The organism is Limimonas halophila, from assembly GCF_900100655.1.
In the GTDB taxonomy this organism is placed as follows: Bacteria; Pseudomonadota; Alphaproteobacteria; order Kiloniellales; family Rhodovibrionaceae; genus Limimonas; species Limimonas halophila.
This window is the reverse complement of sequence record NZ_FNCE01000006.1, coordinates 33,328-49,142: the sequence shown is the minus strand read 5'-3', so window position 1 is coordinate 49,142 and position 15,815 is coordinate 33,328. Positions and strand designations below refer to the sequence as shown.

General features: G+C 75.9%; 15 protein-coding genes. 6 read left to right on the top strand and 9 right to left on the bottom strand.

Annotation, left to right across the window (positions count from 1 at the left end):
- Window positions 1-181: 181 nt before the first annotated feature.
- The 3 genes from BLQ43_RS09085 to BLQ43_RS09075 all read left to right on the top strand — a co-directional run bounded on the left by BLQ43_RS09085 (window position 182) and on the right by BLQ43_RS09075 (window position 2,073).
- Entirely contained in the window at window positions 182-745 is a 564-nt protein-coding gene (locus BLQ43_RS09085; RefSeq protein ID WP_090020013.1) for a hypothetical protein, read from the top strand.
- A gap of 129 nt (window positions 746-874) precedes the next feature.
- Complete coding sequence (locus BLQ43_RS09080; protein WP_090020011.1) at window positions 875-1,606, top strand: hypothetical protein; 732 nt, start codon at window positions 875-877, stop codon at window positions 1,604-1,606.
- Window positions 1,606-2,073: an MmcB family DNA repair protein gene (locus BLQ43_RS09075; RefSeq protein WP_090020009.1), complete on the top strand. Its 468-nt coding sequence runs from the start codon at window positions 1,606-1,608 to the stop codon at window positions 2,071-2,073. Before BLQ43_RS09080 ends, BLQ43_RS09075 begins: the two co-directional genes overlap by 1 nt.
- A gap of 4 nt (window positions 2,074-2,077) precedes the next feature.
- Here BLQ43_RS09075 and BLQ43_RS09070 read toward each other — a convergent pair whose 3' ends face one another.
- A complete protein-coding gene (locus BLQ43_RS09070) occupies window positions 2,078-3,316 on the bottom strand; it encodes a glycosyltransferase family 4 protein (RefSeq protein ID WP_090020006.1) in 1,239 nt (412 codons plus the stop codon).
- 74 nt (window positions 3,317-3,390) lie between these two features.
- On the opposite strand from BLQ43_RS09070, the gene BLQ43_RS09065 reads away from it, so the two are divergent.
- Complete coding sequence (locus BLQ43_RS09065; RefSeq protein WP_176758606.1) at window positions 3,391-4,149, top strand: FkbM family methyltransferase; 759 nt, start codon at window positions 3,391-3,393, stop codon at window positions 4,147-4,149.
- Here BLQ43_RS09065 and BLQ43_RS09060 read toward each other — a convergent pair.
- The gene (locus BLQ43_RS09060) at window positions 4,071-5,153 is read right to left on the bottom strand and encodes a glycosyltransferase family 4 protein (RefSeq protein WP_090020003.1); all 1,083 of its coding nucleotides are present in this window, start codon (window positions 5,151-5,153) and stop codon (window positions 4,071-4,073) included. The genes BLQ43_RS09065 and BLQ43_RS09060 overlap by 79 nt on opposite strands.
- Here BLQ43_RS09060 and BLQ43_RS09055 point away from each other — a divergent pair.
- Window positions 5,152-6,093 (top strand): sulfotransferase, encoded by a 942-nt coding sequence (locus tag BLQ43_RS09055; RefSeq protein ID WP_176758605.1) that lies wholly within the window; start codon window positions 5,152-5,154, stop codon window positions 6,091-6,093. The genes BLQ43_RS09060 and BLQ43_RS09055 overlap by 2 nt on opposite strands.
- Here BLQ43_RS09055 and BLQ43_RS09050 read toward each other — a convergent pair.
- From BLQ43_RS09050 to BLQ43_RS09030, 5 genes are read right to left on the bottom strand one after another with little or no spacing between them, the layout of a single operon-like run.
- Complete coding sequence (locus tag BLQ43_RS09050) at window positions 6,053-7,186, bottom strand: glycosyltransferase (RefSeq protein WP_090020001.1); 1,134 nt, start codon at window positions 7,184-7,186, stop codon at window positions 6,053-6,055. The two genes, BLQ43_RS09055 and BLQ43_RS09050, sit on opposite strands and share 41 nt — an antisense overlap.
- Window positions 7,183-8,517: a hypothetical protein gene (locus BLQ43_RS09045; protein ID WP_090019998.1), complete on the bottom strand. Its 1,335-nt coding sequence runs from the start codon at window positions 8,515-8,517 to the stop codon at window positions 7,183-7,185. The genes BLQ43_RS09050 and BLQ43_RS09045 overlap by 4 nt, the downstream gene beginning before the upstream one ends.
- Window positions 8,514-9,740, bottom strand: coding sequence for a glycosyltransferase family 4 protein (locus BLQ43_RS09040; RefSeq protein WP_143006222.1), 1,227 nt, complete (start codon window positions 9,738-9,740; stop codon window positions 8,514-8,516). The genes BLQ43_RS09045 and BLQ43_RS09040 overlap by 4 nt, the downstream gene beginning before the upstream one ends.
- Window positions 9,740-11,005 carry a lipopolysaccharide biosynthesis protein gene (locus BLQ43_RS09035; protein ID WP_090019993.1) on the bottom strand — a complete coding sequence of 422 codons (1,266 nt, stop codon included), beginning with the start codon at window positions 11,003-11,005 and terminating at the stop codon, window positions 9,740-9,742. Before BLQ43_RS09035 ends, BLQ43_RS09040 begins: the two co-directional genes overlap by 1 nt.
- On the bottom strand, window positions 11,002-11,658 hold the full coding sequence (locus BLQ43_RS09030) for a sugar transferase (protein ID WP_245659533.1): 657 nt from the start codon (window positions 11,656-11,658) through the stop codon (window positions 11,002-11,004). Before BLQ43_RS09030 ends, BLQ43_RS09035 begins: the two co-directional genes overlap by 4 nt.
- A gap of 138 nt (window positions 11,659-11,796) precedes the next feature.
- On the opposite strand from BLQ43_RS09030, the gene BLQ43_RS09025 reads away from it, so the two are divergent.
- A complete protein-coding gene (locus tag BLQ43_RS09025) occupies window positions 11,797-13,080 on the top strand; it encodes an O-antigen ligase family protein (protein WP_176758604.1) in 1,284 nt (427 codons plus the stop codon).
- Here the strand turns inward: BLQ43_RS09025 and BLQ43_RS09020 are convergent.
- Together BLQ43_RS09020 and BLQ43_RS09015 are read right to left on the bottom strand one after the other, a co-directional pair.
- On the bottom strand, window positions 13,043-13,657 hold the full coding sequence (locus BLQ43_RS09020) for a hypothetical protein (RefSeq protein ID WP_090019988.1): 615 nt from the start codon (window positions 13,655-13,657) through the stop codon (window positions 13,043-13,045). The genes BLQ43_RS09025 and BLQ43_RS09020 overlap by 38 nt on opposite strands.
- A 16-nt stretch (window positions 13,658-13,673) precedes the next feature.
- Window positions 13,674-15,806 carry a GumC family protein gene (locus BLQ43_RS09015; RefSeq protein WP_090019986.1) on the bottom strand — a complete coding sequence of 711 codons (2,133 nt, stop codon included), beginning with the start codon at window positions 15,804-15,806 and terminating at the stop codon, window positions 13,674-13,676.
- Window positions 15,807-15,815: the final 9 nt, after the last annotated feature.

Sequence of the window (15,815 nt, the reverse complement as noted above, 5' to 3'; positions counted from 1 at the left end):
ACGCTGACACGAAGGCGGAAGGCCGTGCGGTCTTCCGCCTTTTTCATGCCGGGGTGCGTGGCCGACTCGCGCCGTCCCGCCGCTCGGGCCTATGAAAGCCGGCGCACCCGCACTATACCGGCTCCCCAAAGCAGGCGGGGAAGGTCCCCCAGACCGCGCATCGACCGCACGAGCGTCCGGCATGACCGAGAGCGGAACCGACTACCCCGTCGCGCGCACGTTGCAGCTCGGCGTCAACCGGGTGGAAGACCGGCTGGTGCTGATCGCGCACACGGTCAGGGACGGGCCGCGCGCGGCCTGGTTTACGCGGCGGCTGCTGCGCCAGCTGCTCAACCGCTACGCCAGCTTCCTGGCCGAAAGCAGCCCCACGGCGGCCCAGGCGGACCCGGCGCAGCGCGGCGAGATCCTGCAGATGGAGCACATCTCCGCCCTGGAAACCGGCGGCGACGGCGGCGACAATCCGGGCGGGGCCAGCGATCCGGCGGCGCACTTCCTCGTCACCGAAGCGCACCTGCAAGCCCGCAAGGGCGCGATCGTGCTGGCGCTCGACGGCCTGCGGCGCCACGGCGACGGCGCGGACGGCACGGCACGCGAGCGGGTCTGCGCGCTGACCCTCGACCGGCCGAACGCGCACAAGATCCTCGACGTGCTCAAGCGCAAGAGCGACGAGGCCGGATGGGATCTGCCCGCGCCCTCCGACTGGACGGAAGCGCCGCGCCCCACCAAGGCCGACACCGTGAATTAATCGTCCCGGCCGAACGGGCGAACGCCGTCACGGTTTTGCCGCATGCGCGTGCTTGACAGGACGTGGCACGTCGGCGCATCGCCGAACGGCTTTAACCATGAGACATTTCGCGACAAACTTTGAGAGGCCATGACCTGGGGCCTGACGGAAAGTCATCGCGCGCGCAAACGCCGGCGGCGCTGGGCCGTCGTCAAGTGGGTGCTCATCCTCGTCGGCCTAATCGGGGCAGGCGCGTTCGCCTATGCCACGGGGGCCAAGCTCGCCCGAATCGAGGTCCGCGAGCTGGAGGAGCAGGTCGCCGAGCTGCAACGCCGCCTGGACGAGCAGGCGCAGGAGAACGCGCGGCTGCGGCGCGAGCTGGAAGCCACGGAAAACCAGCTTACAACCTGGAAGCAGCGCTACGAGCAGAACGTGCCGGAAGGTGAGCCAGCCGAACTGCTGAAGCTGTTGCGCGCGCGGCTGAACAACGGTGTGCCCGCCGACCGCCTCGAATTCCTGGTGGAAAGCGCCAGCGTCGAGCCCGAGTGCCCCGGCGGCCCCGTGACCAAGCGCTTCATCGTGCAGACGCCGCTGTCCAGCGGCGCCGCCAGCTCGGTGTCCTTCGCGGGCAACACCGTCACGGTGACGGCCACCGGCCAGCCCGCGACCGACGCCCAGGGCCAGCCGCAAGCGTGGTTCGATCCCGCCGCGCCCATCACCGCCACCTTCACGCGCCTGGGCGGCGAGAGCCAGTCGGCCGAGGGCCGCCTGCCGGTCCACCACGCCATGGTCGTGGACGGCCAGGAGCACCGCTTCTCCATCGTCGAGGGCGACGACCGCGCCTTCGCGAAGGTCACCTGGCGGCGCTGCGACTACCCCTGATGGCGGGCGGTGACGCACCGGACGGCGCGGCCCCGGGCGTGTGGCTGGCGCGCGGGGTGTGCCGGGGGCTCGCGGCGCGCGGCTACGCGGTCGTGACGGAGATGCCGCTGGCCGACGGCCGCCGCGCCGACGTGCTGGGCGTGGACGAGCGCGGCGGCGTGCTCATCGTGGAGGTGAAGGCCTCGCGCGCCGACTTCCGTGCGGACGCCAAGTGGGACGCCTACCGCGCCTTCTGCGACCGCTTCGCCTTCGCCGTGCCGCCCGAGTTTCCCATGGACATCCTGCCCGACGAAGCCACCTGCGGCGTCCTCGTGGCCGACGGCTACGACGCCCAGGTGCTGCGCGAGCCGCCCGAACACAAGCTGGCCGGCGCCCGCCGCCGCGCGGTCCTGCTGCGCTTCGCCCGCACGGCCGCCCGGCGCCTGCACCGCGCCATCGACCCCGAAGCCGGCGTGGACGACGGGTGAGCGCTTACGCCGGCGTCGTCCCGGCGTGCCGATCCGCGCGGGCGCCCGCCGCGGTTTCCAGCACCTCGACGAACTGCGGCCCGATGCGCTTCATGGCGAAGGCGCGCTCGGCGTGGGCGCGGCCGGCGGCGCCCATGCGCGCGCGGCGCTCGGGATCACGGCGCAGCGCGTCGGCGGCGGCCAGCCACGCGGCCTCGTCACCCGGTTCCACCACAAGGCCCGCATCGGCGGCGTGCAGTGTGCGCGCGGCGGCGTTGCCCGGCGGCATGGCGGCGAGCACGGGACGCCCGCCGCAGAGGTAGGTCAGCACCTTGGACGGCACCGAAAAGCTGCCCGCTTCCGGCGTCAACATCGCCACAAGGACGTCGGCGGCGGCCATGACGGCTGCCATCTCGGCGAAGGGCACGAAGTCCAACACCATCAGGTTCGTCAGGTGTTCGGCGGCCTTGGCGCGCTCCAGCGCGGCGCGGCCCGGCCCCTGGCCGATCACGACCACGCCCACGTTCGGGTCGTCGCGGTGGGCGCGCGCCAGCGCCGCCAGGTCGTGCGGCTCGTGCTTGAGGCCCAGCGTGCCTGCGTAGACGAAGAGGAAACGCCGGCCCAGGCCGTGGCGCATGCGCCAGCGCGCGCCCGCGTCGCGGCTGTCCGGCGTCAGCTCCGCCACCGGCGCCCAGTTGGGAATGACGTGCGCGCGGTCGGGGTGGACGCCCCGGCCGATGACGGCGGGCAGAAAATCCTCGGTGATCGCGACCACGGCGTCGCTGTCCGCCAGCGCCGCGGTTTCCATGCGGTCGACGAGGCGTCCCGCCACGGGCGCGAGGCGCGGCATCCGGCCCGCCAGCGAGCGCTTCACCGCCAGCGCGTAGATGTCCTGAAGCCAGTAGACGAAGGCGGCGCCGTGGCGGTGCGCGGCCAGTTGCAGGCGCCGCTGCACGAGCGCGCTGCAGTTGCCCGAGAGCACCACGTCCGGCGCGAAGGCGGCGATGCGCTGGCCGGCGCGGCGGGCGTAGGCGCGCTCCTGGACGTAGCGGCGGGCGGGGCGGTACTTGGCGAGGTTGCCCGGCATGGGCACGGCTTCGATCTTCAGCCCCGCCGGGTCGCCGGGCCGCTGCGCCAACCGCCCGCGCGGCGCCTCCACGGCCGGGGCGTAGAGGTGCAGCACGGCGTGCCCGCGCGCCGCCAGCCAGCGGCTCAGCTGGACGGGGAAGGGGTGCCCGCAGTGGTCGTGGACGCACACACGCATGGCGGATCTCGAAACCCGGAATGGCCGGATGGTGCGCCAGGCCGGGTGGCGGGTTCAAGCGGGAGCGGAACGCGATGCGCCGGGCGGTAAAGCTGGCCCGCCTGCTGACGCGGCGGCCGTGGCGGCTGGGGCTGCGCCGCGGCGTGGCGGCGGCGGTGGAGCACGCGAACGCGCTGCGGACGCTGGACGCTGTGACCGTGATCGACGTGGGCGCGAACCGCGGGCAGTTCGTCCTGGCCGCGCGGGCGCTGCTGCCCGGTGCCCACGTCCACGCCGTCGAGCCGCTGGCGGCCCCGGCCGAAGTTTTGCACCGGGTCGCGGCCGCGCTCGGCGGCATCACCGTCCACCGCGCAGCCGTGGCGCCCGAGCGCGGCCGGGCCACGATGCAGGTTCCGGCGCGCACCGACTCCGCCTCGCTGCTGCCCGTGGGCGCGCGGCAGACCCGCGTGTTTCCGGGCACGCACGCCGTGCGCACTGAAACGGTGCGAACCGCGCCGCTGGCCGATCTCGTGCCGTCGGCCGTATTGACGCCGCCGGTGTTGTTGAAACTCGACGTGCAGGGATCGGAATTGGACACACTGCGGGCAAGCACGCACCTGTTGCCACAGATCGACTGGGTGCTGTGCGAGTGCTCGGACGTCGAGCTGTACGCCGGTCAGGCGCTGCGCCCCGCCGTCGAAGCCTACCTGGCGGATCACGGCTTTCAGCCGGTGCGCAGCGACAACGCCGTGACGCATCCCGCCTTCGGCCGCGTTCAGGCCGACGTGCTTTTCGCGAGATACGCCGTCAGCGCGTCCAGCCCGGCCGCCGAGTCCGCCGCCAGCGCCTCGTAGAGCGCGCGCGCCTCGCGCCGGGCGGTGTCCAGCCGCGGCGTCAGGTGGGCGAGGGCGCGTTCGGCCGCCGCGACCGTGGCTCCGTCGCGCGGCAGCACGGTGAGCGCGGGCGGCTGCGCCATGCCGGGCAGGCAGCCACGCCCCGTGGCGATCACGGGAATGCCGCGCGCCAGGGCCTCCAGCACCACGAGCGGCTGGGCCTCGTGGCGGTAGCGGCTGGGCAGCACCAGCACGTCGATTCCGGCGAAGAGCGCGTCCCGGTCGTTGCTGGCGGCGCGGCGGGTCAGGCGCTCGCCCAGCTCGTGGGATGCCGCCGCCAGCACCCCGGCCGCATCGCCGTCCGCCACCGGCCCGGCAACGACGGCCCGCACGTCCGGCGCCATCCGCCGCGCCAGATCGAGGAAGGCGTCCACCCCCTTCGCCCGCGACACCGCCCCGACGAAGCCGATGGTCATGGGGCATTGCCCCGGCCGAGAAACCCTCTCTCCCCCTTCCCCGGCCCCGGGGAAGGGGGAGACGAAAGAGGGGGTTGGGGACGATGGCCCCGCCACCACGGCCGCGTTGCCCACCACGCGCGTGCGGCGAACCCCGTAGCGCTGGCGCAGCCGCCGCGCCATCGCCGGACACAGCACGACGTGCTCGGTCGCCGGCCCGGCCGCGCGCACCAGCCACGCCAGCGTGCGCCAGCGCCGGTCCAGGTAGGCGAAGCTGTGGTGGTGCAGCGCCACCGGCACGCCGCGCAGCCGCGCCAGCCCCGCGAGCGCGATGACCACGGCCGTCCCGCGCCCCGCCAGCACCGGCATGTAGAGCGCGCGCGAGGGCCGCACCGCCACGGCCGCCAGCGCCCGGGCCACCGCCGGCAGCCGCCGCCCGCCCGCCGGGGCGATGTCGTGCACCGCCACCTTGCCCCGCGCCGCGAGGCGGTCCACAACACACGCGCTCACGCGCGCCTGGCCGTGCTCGGGCGGCGGGAGGTCGGCGATCACGCGGACGGGCGGCGTCATGGCTGGCGACCTCGCGGCGGCGGACCGGGCGGCATCAGCGAACGCCCGCCTGCCGGACGTCTTTCTGGTGGGCGCGATGAAGGCGGGCACCACGGCGGTGGCCGAGGCCCTGCGGGCGCACCCGGCGGCGTTCGTCTGTCCCGTGAAGGAGCCGCACTTCCTCGCCGACCCGGCCTGGCTGGGGCCGGACGCCGACGCGCGCGGCGTTCACGATGCGCGCGAGGTGCTCAAGCCGGACGGCCCCGCCACGCTGCACCACGCCCGGGTGGCCGATCCCGCCACCTACGCCGCGCTCTTCGCGGGGGCAGCGCCGGCGCGGGCCGTGGTGGACGCCTCCACCAGCTACCTGCACGCGCCGGGCACCCCGGCCGCCATCGCCGCCGCGCGGCCAAACGCGCGCATCCTCATCCTGCTGCGCGAGCCGGCCGAGCGGGCGTACGCGCAATACCTCATGGACCGCCGCATCGGCCGCACGCGCCTGAGCTTTGCCGAAGCTCTCGACCGCGAGCCGCGCTATCTGGCGTTCAGCCGCTATGCCGAGGCCGTGGCGCGCTACCTCGACGCGTTTCCGCGCGAGCAGGTGCTGATCCGCACGCGCGAGGCCCTGCGCGCCGACTTCGCGGGTGTTTTCGGCGAGATCTGCCGCCACATCGCCGTCGCGCCCATCGAGCCGCCCGCAACGCCCGTCAACACGGCCGCCGCGCCGCGCTGGCCGGGGCTGAGCGCCGCCCTGCACCGCTCGGGCGCCAAGGCGCTGGCGCGGCGTGTGTTGCCGCGCGGGGTGGCGGCGCGGATCGGGCGCGCGCTGGAAACCGCGCCCGAGCGGACCGGCCCGACGGCCGAGGAGCGCGCGCTGGTGTGGTCGCACCTGGCGGGGGAGGTTCATCGCCTGGAAGCCCTCACCGGCCTGGATCTGCGCCACTGGGCAGACACGCGCTGACCCCGTCCGTGAAGCGGTCGACGTCGCCGGCCGCCGCGTCCGCCCGCGCGGCCTCGGCCATCGCGGCCCAGCGATGCGGCTCGCGCGCCAGCCTCGTCATCGCCGCCGCCATGCCGGCGGTGTCGTGCGGCGCAACGACGTGGCCGCTGACGCCGTCCCGCACCAAGTCCGCCGCGCCCGCGCGGTTCGAGACGATGGGCGGCACGCCCAGCGCCAGGGCCTCGTTCACCACCAGCCCCCACGGCTCGGAGGTGCTGGGCAGCAGCAGCGCCAGGCCGCGCGCCAGCACGGGCATGAGGTCGTCGTCCTGAAGGAATCCCGCGAAGCGCACGCCGCCCAGCCCCAGCCGCGCGATCTCGTCGTCGAGCGCCGGTTGCTCCAGCCCGTCGCCGCACAGCACCAATTCGCGCGGCGTCTCCCCGGCCGCCAGCGCATCGGACCGGTAACGGGTGTACGCCTGGAGCGCCGCCGTCAGGTTCTTCTTCGCCACGAAGCGCGCCGCCACGACGAAGGAGCGCTCACTGTGCGGCGTGTGAACCGCATCTCCCGCCAGCCGGCGCACGCGTGCGACGCACACGCTGTCGTAGCCCAGCGCCACGCGCTCGCGCGGTACGCCCAGCTTCGCCGCGTACGCCCGCGCCCGTTCGCCCGACGCCAGCACGCGCGCGTAGGGCCACAGGGCGGGGCGCTTCGCCGCCTCCCGCCACCATCGGCGCGGCGCGTCGGCGTGGGTGGAATCGAACATCAGCACCGGCCGCGCCCCCAGCACCCGCCCTAACAACGCCGCGGCCCAGGTCTCCGGGCGCTCGTAGTGGCACAGGAAGACCGCCGCCGGCCGCTCGCGCCGCAGCAGCCGCGCCAGCCGTGCGAAGCGCCGCCAACGCGGCGCGGCTTCAAGCGTGCGGCCGGGGAAGAGGGTCACGCGCGTCCAGGCGTGCCCATCGGAAACCGGCGCCCAGGCATAAACGCCGCTGGCCGCTGCGATCTCCGCGCCCACGACGCGCCGGCCCGGCAGCGCCTCGGCCGCCGCCGTCAGGCGGTCGGCGTGCGTGGGGCCGAGCTGGCTCCACACGAACACAACCGGCCGCGTCACGGCTGGCCGCTCCGCCCGCCGAAGCGCGCGAGCACCCGCCACGCCGCGACCCAAAGGATCACGGGCAGCAGCATCCACATGCCCGTGCGCGCCACGGTGACGAGGCTGCCGTCGCGGAAGTAGAGCACGCACACCGGCAGGAAGCAGGCGTAGGCGGCGGTCGCCATCGGATCGTCGGCGCGGCGTGCGTACCAGCGGTGCAGCCCGCCCCAGGCCGCGCCCGCCAGCCCCAGCGTGACCACCACCCCGGGCAGCCCCCACGACAGCCAGCCGTCGCCCACGGCGGACTTGGTGCGCGTGCCCCACCAGCCGTGGCGGTTCAGGTCCACGAGCTGCACCGGCGAGCCGTGCGGCTTGCCCGGCCACAGCATGCGCGGGATGGGCTGGGTGAAGAGCGCGAGATGCTGGGTGAAGTAGGTGTGCGTGCGCGTCTGCCCCGGCACGGCCCAGTGGATGTAGGCCAGGAAGTCGAAGTTGGCGAAGTCCGCCCGGTCCAGGCGGTGCAGCCAGCCGCCCTCGCGCGCGATGGGCGCGCCGTGGTCGCGCAGCGGGCCGATGCCGGTGGCGTGGCGCAGCACGTCGCGGTCCAGGCCGATGGCGACGAAGGCGGCGACCACGGGCACGGCGAGCGCCAGATGCACGCCGCGCAGCCAGCGCCCCTCGCGCCCGGCGAGGTGCAGCAGCAGCACCACCCCCAGCACCACGACCAGCCCCCAGCGGCTGCCCAGGAAGGCGCGGTAGAGGCACACCGCCCCCGCCGGCATCAGCGCCCACCAGCGAAAGCCGTGCACGGCGGCGAAGATCGCCGTCAGCGGGATCAGCAGGTGGTGGGCCTTCACGATGTAGCCGGTGGTGTTCTGGAAGTAGGTGTGCCCGCCCTGCTGCACCATGCCGGTGCCGCCCGGCGCCTGGACGAGCGTGCCGAAGATCTGCGCATCCCGCCACGCGCCGAAGAGCGCCAGCGGCAGCAGCACGGCGGCAACCAGATGAAAGGCCGTGCGCTGCTCGGCCGTGTAGCTCGTGGCCTCGGGTCCCGGCCGCGCGCGTCCGTTCCCGGCGGGTAGCACGGCGGCGGCGAAGGCCAGCAGCCCCAGCGAGGCCAGCGCCAGCGTCGCCACGAAGCCGCCGGGCGTGGGGTGGAACTGCATGGCCTGCCACTGCGAATCGAAGCCGAGGCCGTGCACCGCCCACGGGCGCAGCACGAACACCAGCCCGTGGAAGACGAGGTAGAAGCTCAGCGGATGGAAGAGCGAGGCGCCGCGGTGCGCCAGAAACAGCGCGCCAACGCTCGCCCACAGCACGGTCTGCAAGCCGAGCGCCAGCGCGATCATGCCGCCAGCACCGCCGGCAGGCGGGCGCGGTAGCGCGCCCAGGTGCGCGTGTGGCGCTCGGCCCAGGCGTTGGCCTGCCACGCCGCGACGGTTTCGGGATCGCGCGCCAAGGCGGTGATCGTCGCCGCCAGCGCCTCAGGCGAGACCTCGGGCAGGATGGTGCCGGTGTGCCCCTCGCGCGCGCCGTCGCCGGCGGCGTGCGACTGCACGATCCCCAGGCCCGCCGCCAGGGCCTCGTTGAGCACGAGGGCGCTGCCCTCGAACAGGCTGGGCAGCACCAGCAGGTCCGCGCTTCGGAACAACGCCGGCAACTCGCCCGGCGCCAGCTGCGGCACGTGGCGCACGCGCGCGCGGTAGCGCTCCAGCGTGGCCTTGGGCACGTTGCGGTGGCCCACGAGCGTCAGACGCGCGGTGTCGGGCGATAGGCGCTCGATCGCTTGCAGCAGGTGCGCCGCGCCCTTGCGCGGGCCGATCGTGCCCGCGAACAGCAGCTCCAGCGGGCGCCCGTCGAGCGGTAGGCGCTCGGGCGGCGTGTCGGGCCAGCGCGTCTCGTCGTGGCCGTAGGGCACCACGCGCAGCTTGGCGGGGTCGCAGCCCTGCGCGCGCAGCGTCTCGGCGCAGAAATCGCTGCCGCAGAGCACGAGGTCCGCGAGCGCGATTTCTTCGTTCTGGCGGCCGATCCAGGCGGCGGAAAAGGGCCGGTCGTGGCCGCGGAAAAACTCGGGGTGGCGGGTACGCTCGGCCGCCATGACACCGTTCATCACCGCCGGGTGGCCGATGGTCTGGTCCAGCACGCAGGTGATGCCGCGCGGCTTGGCCCAGCGAAAGACCTCCAGCGCGCTCGTGTCGAAGCCCCAGACGACGTCCACGGGCTCCCGCTGCATGAGCGCGATCACCTGCCGGCCGAAGCGGCGGTTGCCCCAGGTGTTCACGGGGTGCGCCAGCGCGTCCGCGCCCAGCCGGCGCAGACCAAGCTCAGCCAGCTCCGCCACGCCCATGCGGCGGACGTGCGCCGGGTCCAGCAGGGGGAAGTGCCGGCGCAGCAGGCGGCGCTGCGCGGGCTCGCGCAGGCCGGACGGCAGGTGCCCGGCGGCGCGCACGGGCGCGCTCTCGGGGTGGAAGTAGGCGCTGGTGGCGAACCACGCGAGCTGCCCGGTGTCCTGGAAGGCAACCGCGCGCTGCCAGGACTGCTGCGCGCCGGGGTGAAACACGCCCACGCGCATCACAAGACGGCCGGCCGCAGCCCGAGCGGCGTGGCGTCGATCCCCACGCGCCGCCGCGCCTGCCACGCCAGGAGCGCGTTCCACACCACCAGACCGGCACCCGTGGCGACGGCCGCGCCCACCGCGCCGTGGGCCGGGATCAGCACCGCGTTGAGGGCGAGGTTGACGGCGGCGCCCGCGGCCACGCCCGTCAGCGTGACGCGCTGCAGCCCCGCGGTGTCCAGCAGCACCGCCGCCGCGCCCGTTCCCGCGTTGGCGAGCTGCGCACCCGCCAGGATCATGAGCGGCGTCGCGCCGGCCCCGAAGCCCGCGCCGAGCAGCGGCAGCAGCGCCGGCCCGGCCAGCCAGGCCAGCGCCAGCGTTCCGCCCGCCAGGAGGGTAAGCGTGCGCGCCGTCCAGCGCGCGGCCTCGGCGGCCGATCGCGGGTCGTTCGCCGTGTGCGCCCGCGCGTAGACCGGCACGGCCGCCGCGTTCACCGCCAAGAGCGCCAGCGCCGGCATCTCCGCCAGCCGCGCCGCGACGGCATAGGGGCCCGCCGCCTCGGGTCCGGCCAGCGCGCCCAGCATGAGCACGTCGGCGTTCGCCATGACGACGTTGAGCGCGGCGACCCCCAGAAAGGGCAGGGCGGCGGCGTAGCGGGCGCGATCCGTGCCGTCGGCGGTCGTCGCGTGCGCCTCGCGCCGCCCCGCCATCGCCGCGACCAGGGCCAGCGCCCCGGCCGCCGCCAGGGCGTGCGCCGTCAGCGCCGTGCCGCCGGCCGCCGGCAGCCAGATCACGGCCGGAATCAGCGCCAGCGCGAACAGCCCGCGCCGCAGCGCGCCGTCGCCAAGCTCGCCCAGCAGCGTGCGGCCGGCGCCGACCAGCCATTCCCCGTGCAGCCGCAGCGCGACCAGCAGCGCCGCCAGCGCGGCCGTGGCCGCCACCGTCACGGCCCGATCCGCCCAAACCATCAGGCCGGCGATCGCCACCGAGACGGCCGCGACGGCTACCCCGGCGCCGTGGCGCACCAGACACCGCCGCAGGCCAGCCAACCCGCCGGTATCGCCGGTCGCCCGGTGCCGCGCGCCGTCCCGCGCGGCGAGCTGCGGCAGCCCCATCGCCAGGGCCACGGCCGCGAGCTGCGCGACCGCCATCGCCGCCGCGTAGCCGCCGTAGGCGTCCGCGCCGAGCCAGCGCGCCAGGGCGAGCGTCAGCAGCAGCCCGAGGGCGCAGCGTCCGGCCTTGGCGGCCGTCACTGCCGCCGCGCGGGTGCGCAGCCTCCTCATCGCCCGCGCGCCAGCGCCAGGGGTGTGGCGAGCAGGATCGCGAGGTCGAGGCGCAGCGACCAGCGGGCGATGTAGGCGCGGTCGCAGGCCACGCGCCCGCGCAACTGCGCGACGCTGTGGGTGGTGCCGCACCAGCCGCGCACCTGCGCCAGCCCGGTGATGCCGGGGCGCACGGCGTGGCGGCGGGCGTAGCCGGCCACGGCCTCGGGGTAGCGCAGCCCGCCCGCGCGGGCGTGGATGGCGTGCGGGCGCGGGCCGACGACGCTCATCTCCCCGCGCAGCACGTTCACGAGCTGCGGCAGCTCGTCCAGGCGCGTTGGCCGCAGCACCCGGCCGACGCGTGTGATGCGCGGGTCGCCGGGCCGGGCCAGCCGCCGGCCGCCGGGGTCGGCGGCCGCGTGGTGCATCGTGCGCAGCTTGAAGAGGGGGAAGAGCCGCCCGTTCCGCCCCACGCGCGGCTGGCGGAAGACCACGGGGCCGGGACTGTCCAGCTTCACCGCCAGCGCCAGGAGCGCCAGCGGCGGCGCCGCCAGCGTAAGCGCTGCGCCCGCCACGAGGAGGTCTTCCGCGCGTTTCAGGCGCGCGGCCCGGGGCCGCGGCGCGGCGGGCATGGACGCGGCCGGGACCGTCCCGGGCGTGAGGGCATGGCGCATGCGTTGGTCCGTCGTGACGGGTGTCGTCTCGCGTGTGCCGGTGTGCGCGAGGCGCGAATACATGCGCGAGTGTGCACACACCAAATGCGCGTGCAAGGGCTTGCGCCCGCAAACGAGGCGATCTATGCGGCGGCCGCGATGGGATGGGAACGCGGTCTGCGCTGGAGCCTGTGGACGATCGTGTGCGCCGCGCCGCTGCCCTTCGGCGCCGCGCCGGGATGGGCGTGGGCGCCGCTGGCGGTGGCTGTCGGCGTCTTGACCGCCGTGTGGGGCGCGGGCGTCGCCGCCGGGGTGCTCGGCTGGCGCGCCGCCGCGCGGCCGGGCGGGTGGGCGTATCCGCTCACCGCGCTGGTGCTGGCGTGGGCCGCCATCCAGAGCCTGCACGGCCTGCCGGGCGCGCACCCGGTCTGGGCCGGGCTCGCCGATGTCCTCGGTCAGGCGCCGGCGGGGGCGATCTCCGCAGATCCGGCGGCCACGCGCGCGGCCGTGGCACGGCTGGCGATGGTGGGCGGCGTAGCCGTGCTGGCGCTGCACCTGGGTGGCGGTGCGGCGGATCGCGAGCGGCTGTTGACCGTTCTCGTCGTCGTTGCGGCTGGCTACAGCCTCTATGCGCTTGCCGAGATGGCGGCGGGGTGGGACACCATCCTCGGGGCCGCGCAGCCCGCCTACCGCGACGCGGCGACGGCGCCCTTCATCAACCGCAACGCCTTCGCCGCGTACGCGGGAACCGCCCTCGTGACGGCGGCGGCGCTGCTGGCGGCCACCGTTCGTCGCCGGGGCTGGCTGGCGCTGATCGAGCGCGCGTGGCCCGTGCTCGCGGCGGCGCTGGTGCTGGCGGCGGCATTGGTGGGCGCGCAGTCGCGCGGGGGGCTGGCGGCGACGGCGGTGGGCTTGATCGCGGTGGCCTTCGCCCGGCCGCGCGGGCGCGAACCGCGCTGGCTGGCGTGGAGTGTGGGCGGCGGCGTGGTCCTGGCGGCCGGCAGCACCCTCGCGCTGATGGCGCGCTGGGGCGCGGTCGGCGAACAGGTGGCCGAGCGCCTGCATATCTATGCCGCCACGCTGGAGCTGATCGCGCAGCGGCCGCTGCTCGGCCACGGCGCGGGGGCGTTCGCGGCCGTGTTTCCCGGCGTCCGCCCGCCGGCGCTCGCCGACCCGGTCGTGCACGCGCACAGCGTCTACCTTCAGGCCGCAGCGGGCCTGGGCGTGCCCGGAGCGCTGGGGCTGCTGGCGGCGGTGGCGGCGCTCGCGGTGGCGTGTTGGCGCACCGCGCGCGGCGGCTCGGTGGCCGGCCGCGCGGGTGTGGGGGCGGCGGCGCTCGCGGCCACGCACGGCCTGATCGACTTCGCCCCGCAGGTGCCGGCGGTCGCCCTGACGCTCGCCGCCGTCATCGGACTCGGCGCCGCGCGGCCGAGCCGTGCGTGACCGCGCGGCCGAGCACGCCGCTTCGGCCCGTGGCGCGGGCGGTTCGCGTCAGCAGGTTCGGCTGCCGACGCCAGCCCTCGGCCAACTCGCGCCGCCAGCGCCCGTCGCGGTTCAGCACCGGCCACAGCCGCAGCGCCAGCGCGGCGCGGGCCGGAGCCAGCCGGGGGAGGTATGCGCCCGTCGCCAGCGAGCGCCGCAGCGCCGCCGCCACATCGCGTGCGGGCAGGCCCAGCCGGTAGCGCGTGCGCGCCAGGCGCGCCCAGGTGTGCGGATCGGCGGGCCGGCGGCGCAGGCTCGCGCGCAGGTACGCGGCGGCGGCTTCCAGGTGTGGCACGGGCCGGTCCGCCCGGCGCGCGCGCACGAGGTCCACCAGCCCGAGCGTCGCGCGGCCGGGGCCGTCCGGCCGCCACGCCAGCGCGGCTCGGCTCGCCGCCGCCAGCCGCGCCAGCGCCCCGGGCTCGACCGCCGCGCCCGCGCGCAACTCGGCCACGACGGGCTCGGCGGGCCGGCGGGCCAACTCCGCCCCCGCGATGGGCAGCGCCAGCACGGCCAGCAGCGCGCCCAGGGCCGCGACCACCGCGCCGCCCGCGCGGTTAACCCGAATAGTAGGCGCGCGACTCGCGCCCATAGGCCACCTCCTCCCCGGCGCCGAAGTGCTTGTGCCGCCGCCGGTCCACGCGCGTGAGCACGGCGCCGCGGATGGGCGCGCCCGTCTGCGCCAACTGGTGCAGCGCGAGGTTGAGCGTCGTGTGCCGCGTCCGCCGCCAGCGCACGGCCATCACCGCGGCGTCCACGTGCGGCGCCAGCCGCCGGGCGTCCGCCACCGGGATGACGGGCGGCACGTCGACGATGACGTGGTCGAAGCGGGCCGCCAGATCGCGGATCAGGTCGGCCACCCGGGTGCTCGCCAGGATGTCGCCCGGCTCAGCCGCCGCCGCGCCGGCCGGTAGGATGGTGAGCGCCGAATGCGGGTCGCCGCGCAGGGCGTCGGCGGGCGTCGCCGCGCCCGTCAGCACCTCGCCCACGCCCGGCGTTTCCGGCGCGCGCACCTTTTGCGCCAGACCGGGGCGGCGCAGGTCGGCCTCCACCAGCACGGCCGAGGCGCCTTGCCGCGCCAGCAACCGCCCGTAGGCCAGGGCGAGGCTGGACTTGCCCTCCTGCGGCTGGGCGGAGGTTACCATGACCGCGCGCGGCGCGCCGGCGCCGTCCAGCCCGGTGTGCAGCGCTTGCACCCCTTCCGCGAACGCGGACGCCGGCCGGTCGAGCAGGTGGTCGGCGGGCACGTGCCGGTCCGCGCCCGTGACCCGGGGCAGCAGCGCCACCGCCCGCGCGCCCGTGGTCTGCTCCAGCTCCGCCAGGCTGGCGACGCCCGCGTCACGGTGGTCCACGAAGAGCGCCAGGCCCACCCCGCACGGCAGCGCCGTCAGGACCGCCAGGGCCACGATGAGCGTGCGGTTGGGCGCGCTCGGGTTCAGCGGCGGCCGGGCTTCGGCCAGCACGCGCGCGCCCGGCTCGGCGGCGGCCTGGGCGCTGTCCGCCTTGCGCAGCCGGGCGAGGAAGCTGGTGAAGAGCTTGCGTTCCGCCTCGGCCGCGCGTTGCAGGCGCTGGAGCTTCACGGCGTCGGTTTGGCGCGCGCTCACCTGCTCGCGCTTGCGGGCGACGGCGGCTTCCAGGCGCTCGACGCGTTGGCGCGCGACCTCCGCCTCGCTGCGCAGGCCGTCGACGACGCGCGCCACTTGGTCGTCGATGCGGCTTCGCAGGCGGTCGAGCTGTTCCGTCACCGTTTGGAGCTTCGGGTGCTGTTCCGCGTAGCGTTGGTTCAGCTCGGCCTTCTTGGCGCGCAGTTCGGTGACGCGGATGCGCAGCTTCTGGATCAGCGGGCTGTCGAGCGCCCGCGCCGCCGCCCCGGCGTCGCCGCCCTGCACGCGGTCCTCGGCCCGGTCCACACGGGCTTCGGCCTCCGCCAGGGCCGCGCGGGCGCTGGCGAGGTTGCTGGTCAGCGCCGCCAGTTCGCGGGACGGCGTCCCCGCGCCCGGTTCCGTGGTCAGGCCCGTCTTCTCGCGGTAGGCGGCGACGGCGTCCTCGGCCGCGCGCACCTTGCCGCGCAGGTCCGTCACGGTGTCCGCCAGCTGGCCGGTGGCCCGCTCGCGCCAGCGCTGGCGCAGGGCGCGGCGGCGGTCGATGTAGGTGGACGCCACGGTGTTGGCGACGCGCGCGGCCAGTTCGGGCGTCGGGGCGGTCACGGCGATGCGGGCCACCTGCGAGCGGCCCTGGCGGCGGACGGTCAGGCGCTCGCGCAGGGCGGCGACGGCCCGGCGCTGCTGCACCGCCTTCGGGAGCGTTCGGTCCGAGCCGCCATTGAGGCCCAGGCGGTCGAGCAGCGTGGTCTCGGGGCGTAGGCTCGGGTTGAAGGCGGGCGTGTCCAGCAGGTCCGCCCGCTCGACGACGCGGCGCAGCAGCCCGCGGGCGGTCAGGGCCTCCACCTGGCTGGCGATCGCGGCCCGCGTGGCGGATGCGCCAGGGCTGCGATCCCCCTCGGCCGCGCCCGCACGCGGTTCCAGCATCACCTCGGCGGCGGCGCGGTAGCGCGCCTCCATCGCCAGCGACCCCAATCCCGCCAGCAGCGGGATCAGCACCACGACCCCGACGACGATCGCCTTGCGCCGCCACAGGCTGCGCAGCACCGCGTCGAGGCCGCTGGTTTCCGTGTCGGCTTGTGCGGCCATGGCAGCCCC

Bases quoted from the DNA above. Each gene is read 5' to 3' on its own strand.
- BLQ43_RS09085 (WP_090020013.1), top strand. From the start codon at position 182: ATGACCGAGAGCGGAACCGACTACCCCGTCGCGCGCACGTTGCAGCTC.
- BLQ43_RS09080 (WP_090020011.1), top strand. From the start codon at position 875: ATGACCTGGGGCCTGACGGAAAGTCATCGCGCGCGCAAACGCCGGCGG.
- BLQ43_RS09075 (WP_090020009.1), top strand. From the start codon at position 1,606: ATGGCGGGCGGTGACGCACCGGACGGCGCGGCCCCGGGCGTGTGGCTG.
- BLQ43_RS09070 (WP_090020006.1), bottom strand. From the start codon at position 3,316: ATGCGTGTGTGCGTCCACGACCACTGCGGGCACCCCTTCCCCGTCCAG.
- BLQ43_RS09065 (WP_176758606.1), top strand. From the start codon at position 3,391: ATGCGCCGGGCGGTAAAGCTGGCCCGCCTGCTGACGCGGCGGCCGTGG.
- BLQ43_RS09055 (WP_176758605.1), top strand. From the start codon at position 5,152: ATGGCTGGCGACCTCGCGGCGGCGGACCGGGCGGCATCAGCGAACGCC.
- BLQ43_RS09060 (WP_090020003.1), bottom strand. From the start codon at position 5,153: ATGACGCCGCCCGTCCGCGTGATCGCCGACCTCCCGCCGCCCGAGCAC.
- BLQ43_RS09045 (WP_090019998.1), bottom strand. From the start codon at position 8,517: ATGATCGCGCTGGCGCTCGGCTTGCAGACCGTGCTGTGGGCGAGCGTT.
- BLQ43_RS09040 (WP_143006222.1), bottom strand. From the start codon at position 9,740: ATGCGCGTGGGCGTGTTTCACCCCGGCGCGCAGCAGTCCTGGCAGCGC.
- BLQ43_RS09035 (WP_090019993.1), bottom strand. From the start codon at position 11,005: ATGAGGAGGCTGCGCACCCGCGCGGCGGCAGTGACGGCCGCCAAGGCC.
- BLQ43_RS09030 (WP_245659533.1), bottom strand. From the start codon at position 11,658: ATGCGCCATGCCCTCACGCCCGGGACGGTCCCGGCCGCGTCCATGCCC.
- BLQ43_RS09025 (WP_176758604.1), top strand. From the start codon at position 11,797: ATGGGATGGGAACGCGGTCTGCGCTGGAGCCTGTGGACGATCGTGTGC.
- BLQ43_RS09015 (WP_090019986.1), bottom strand. From the start codon at position 15,806: ATGGCCGCACAAGCCGACACGGAAACCAGCGGCCTCGACGCGGTGCTG.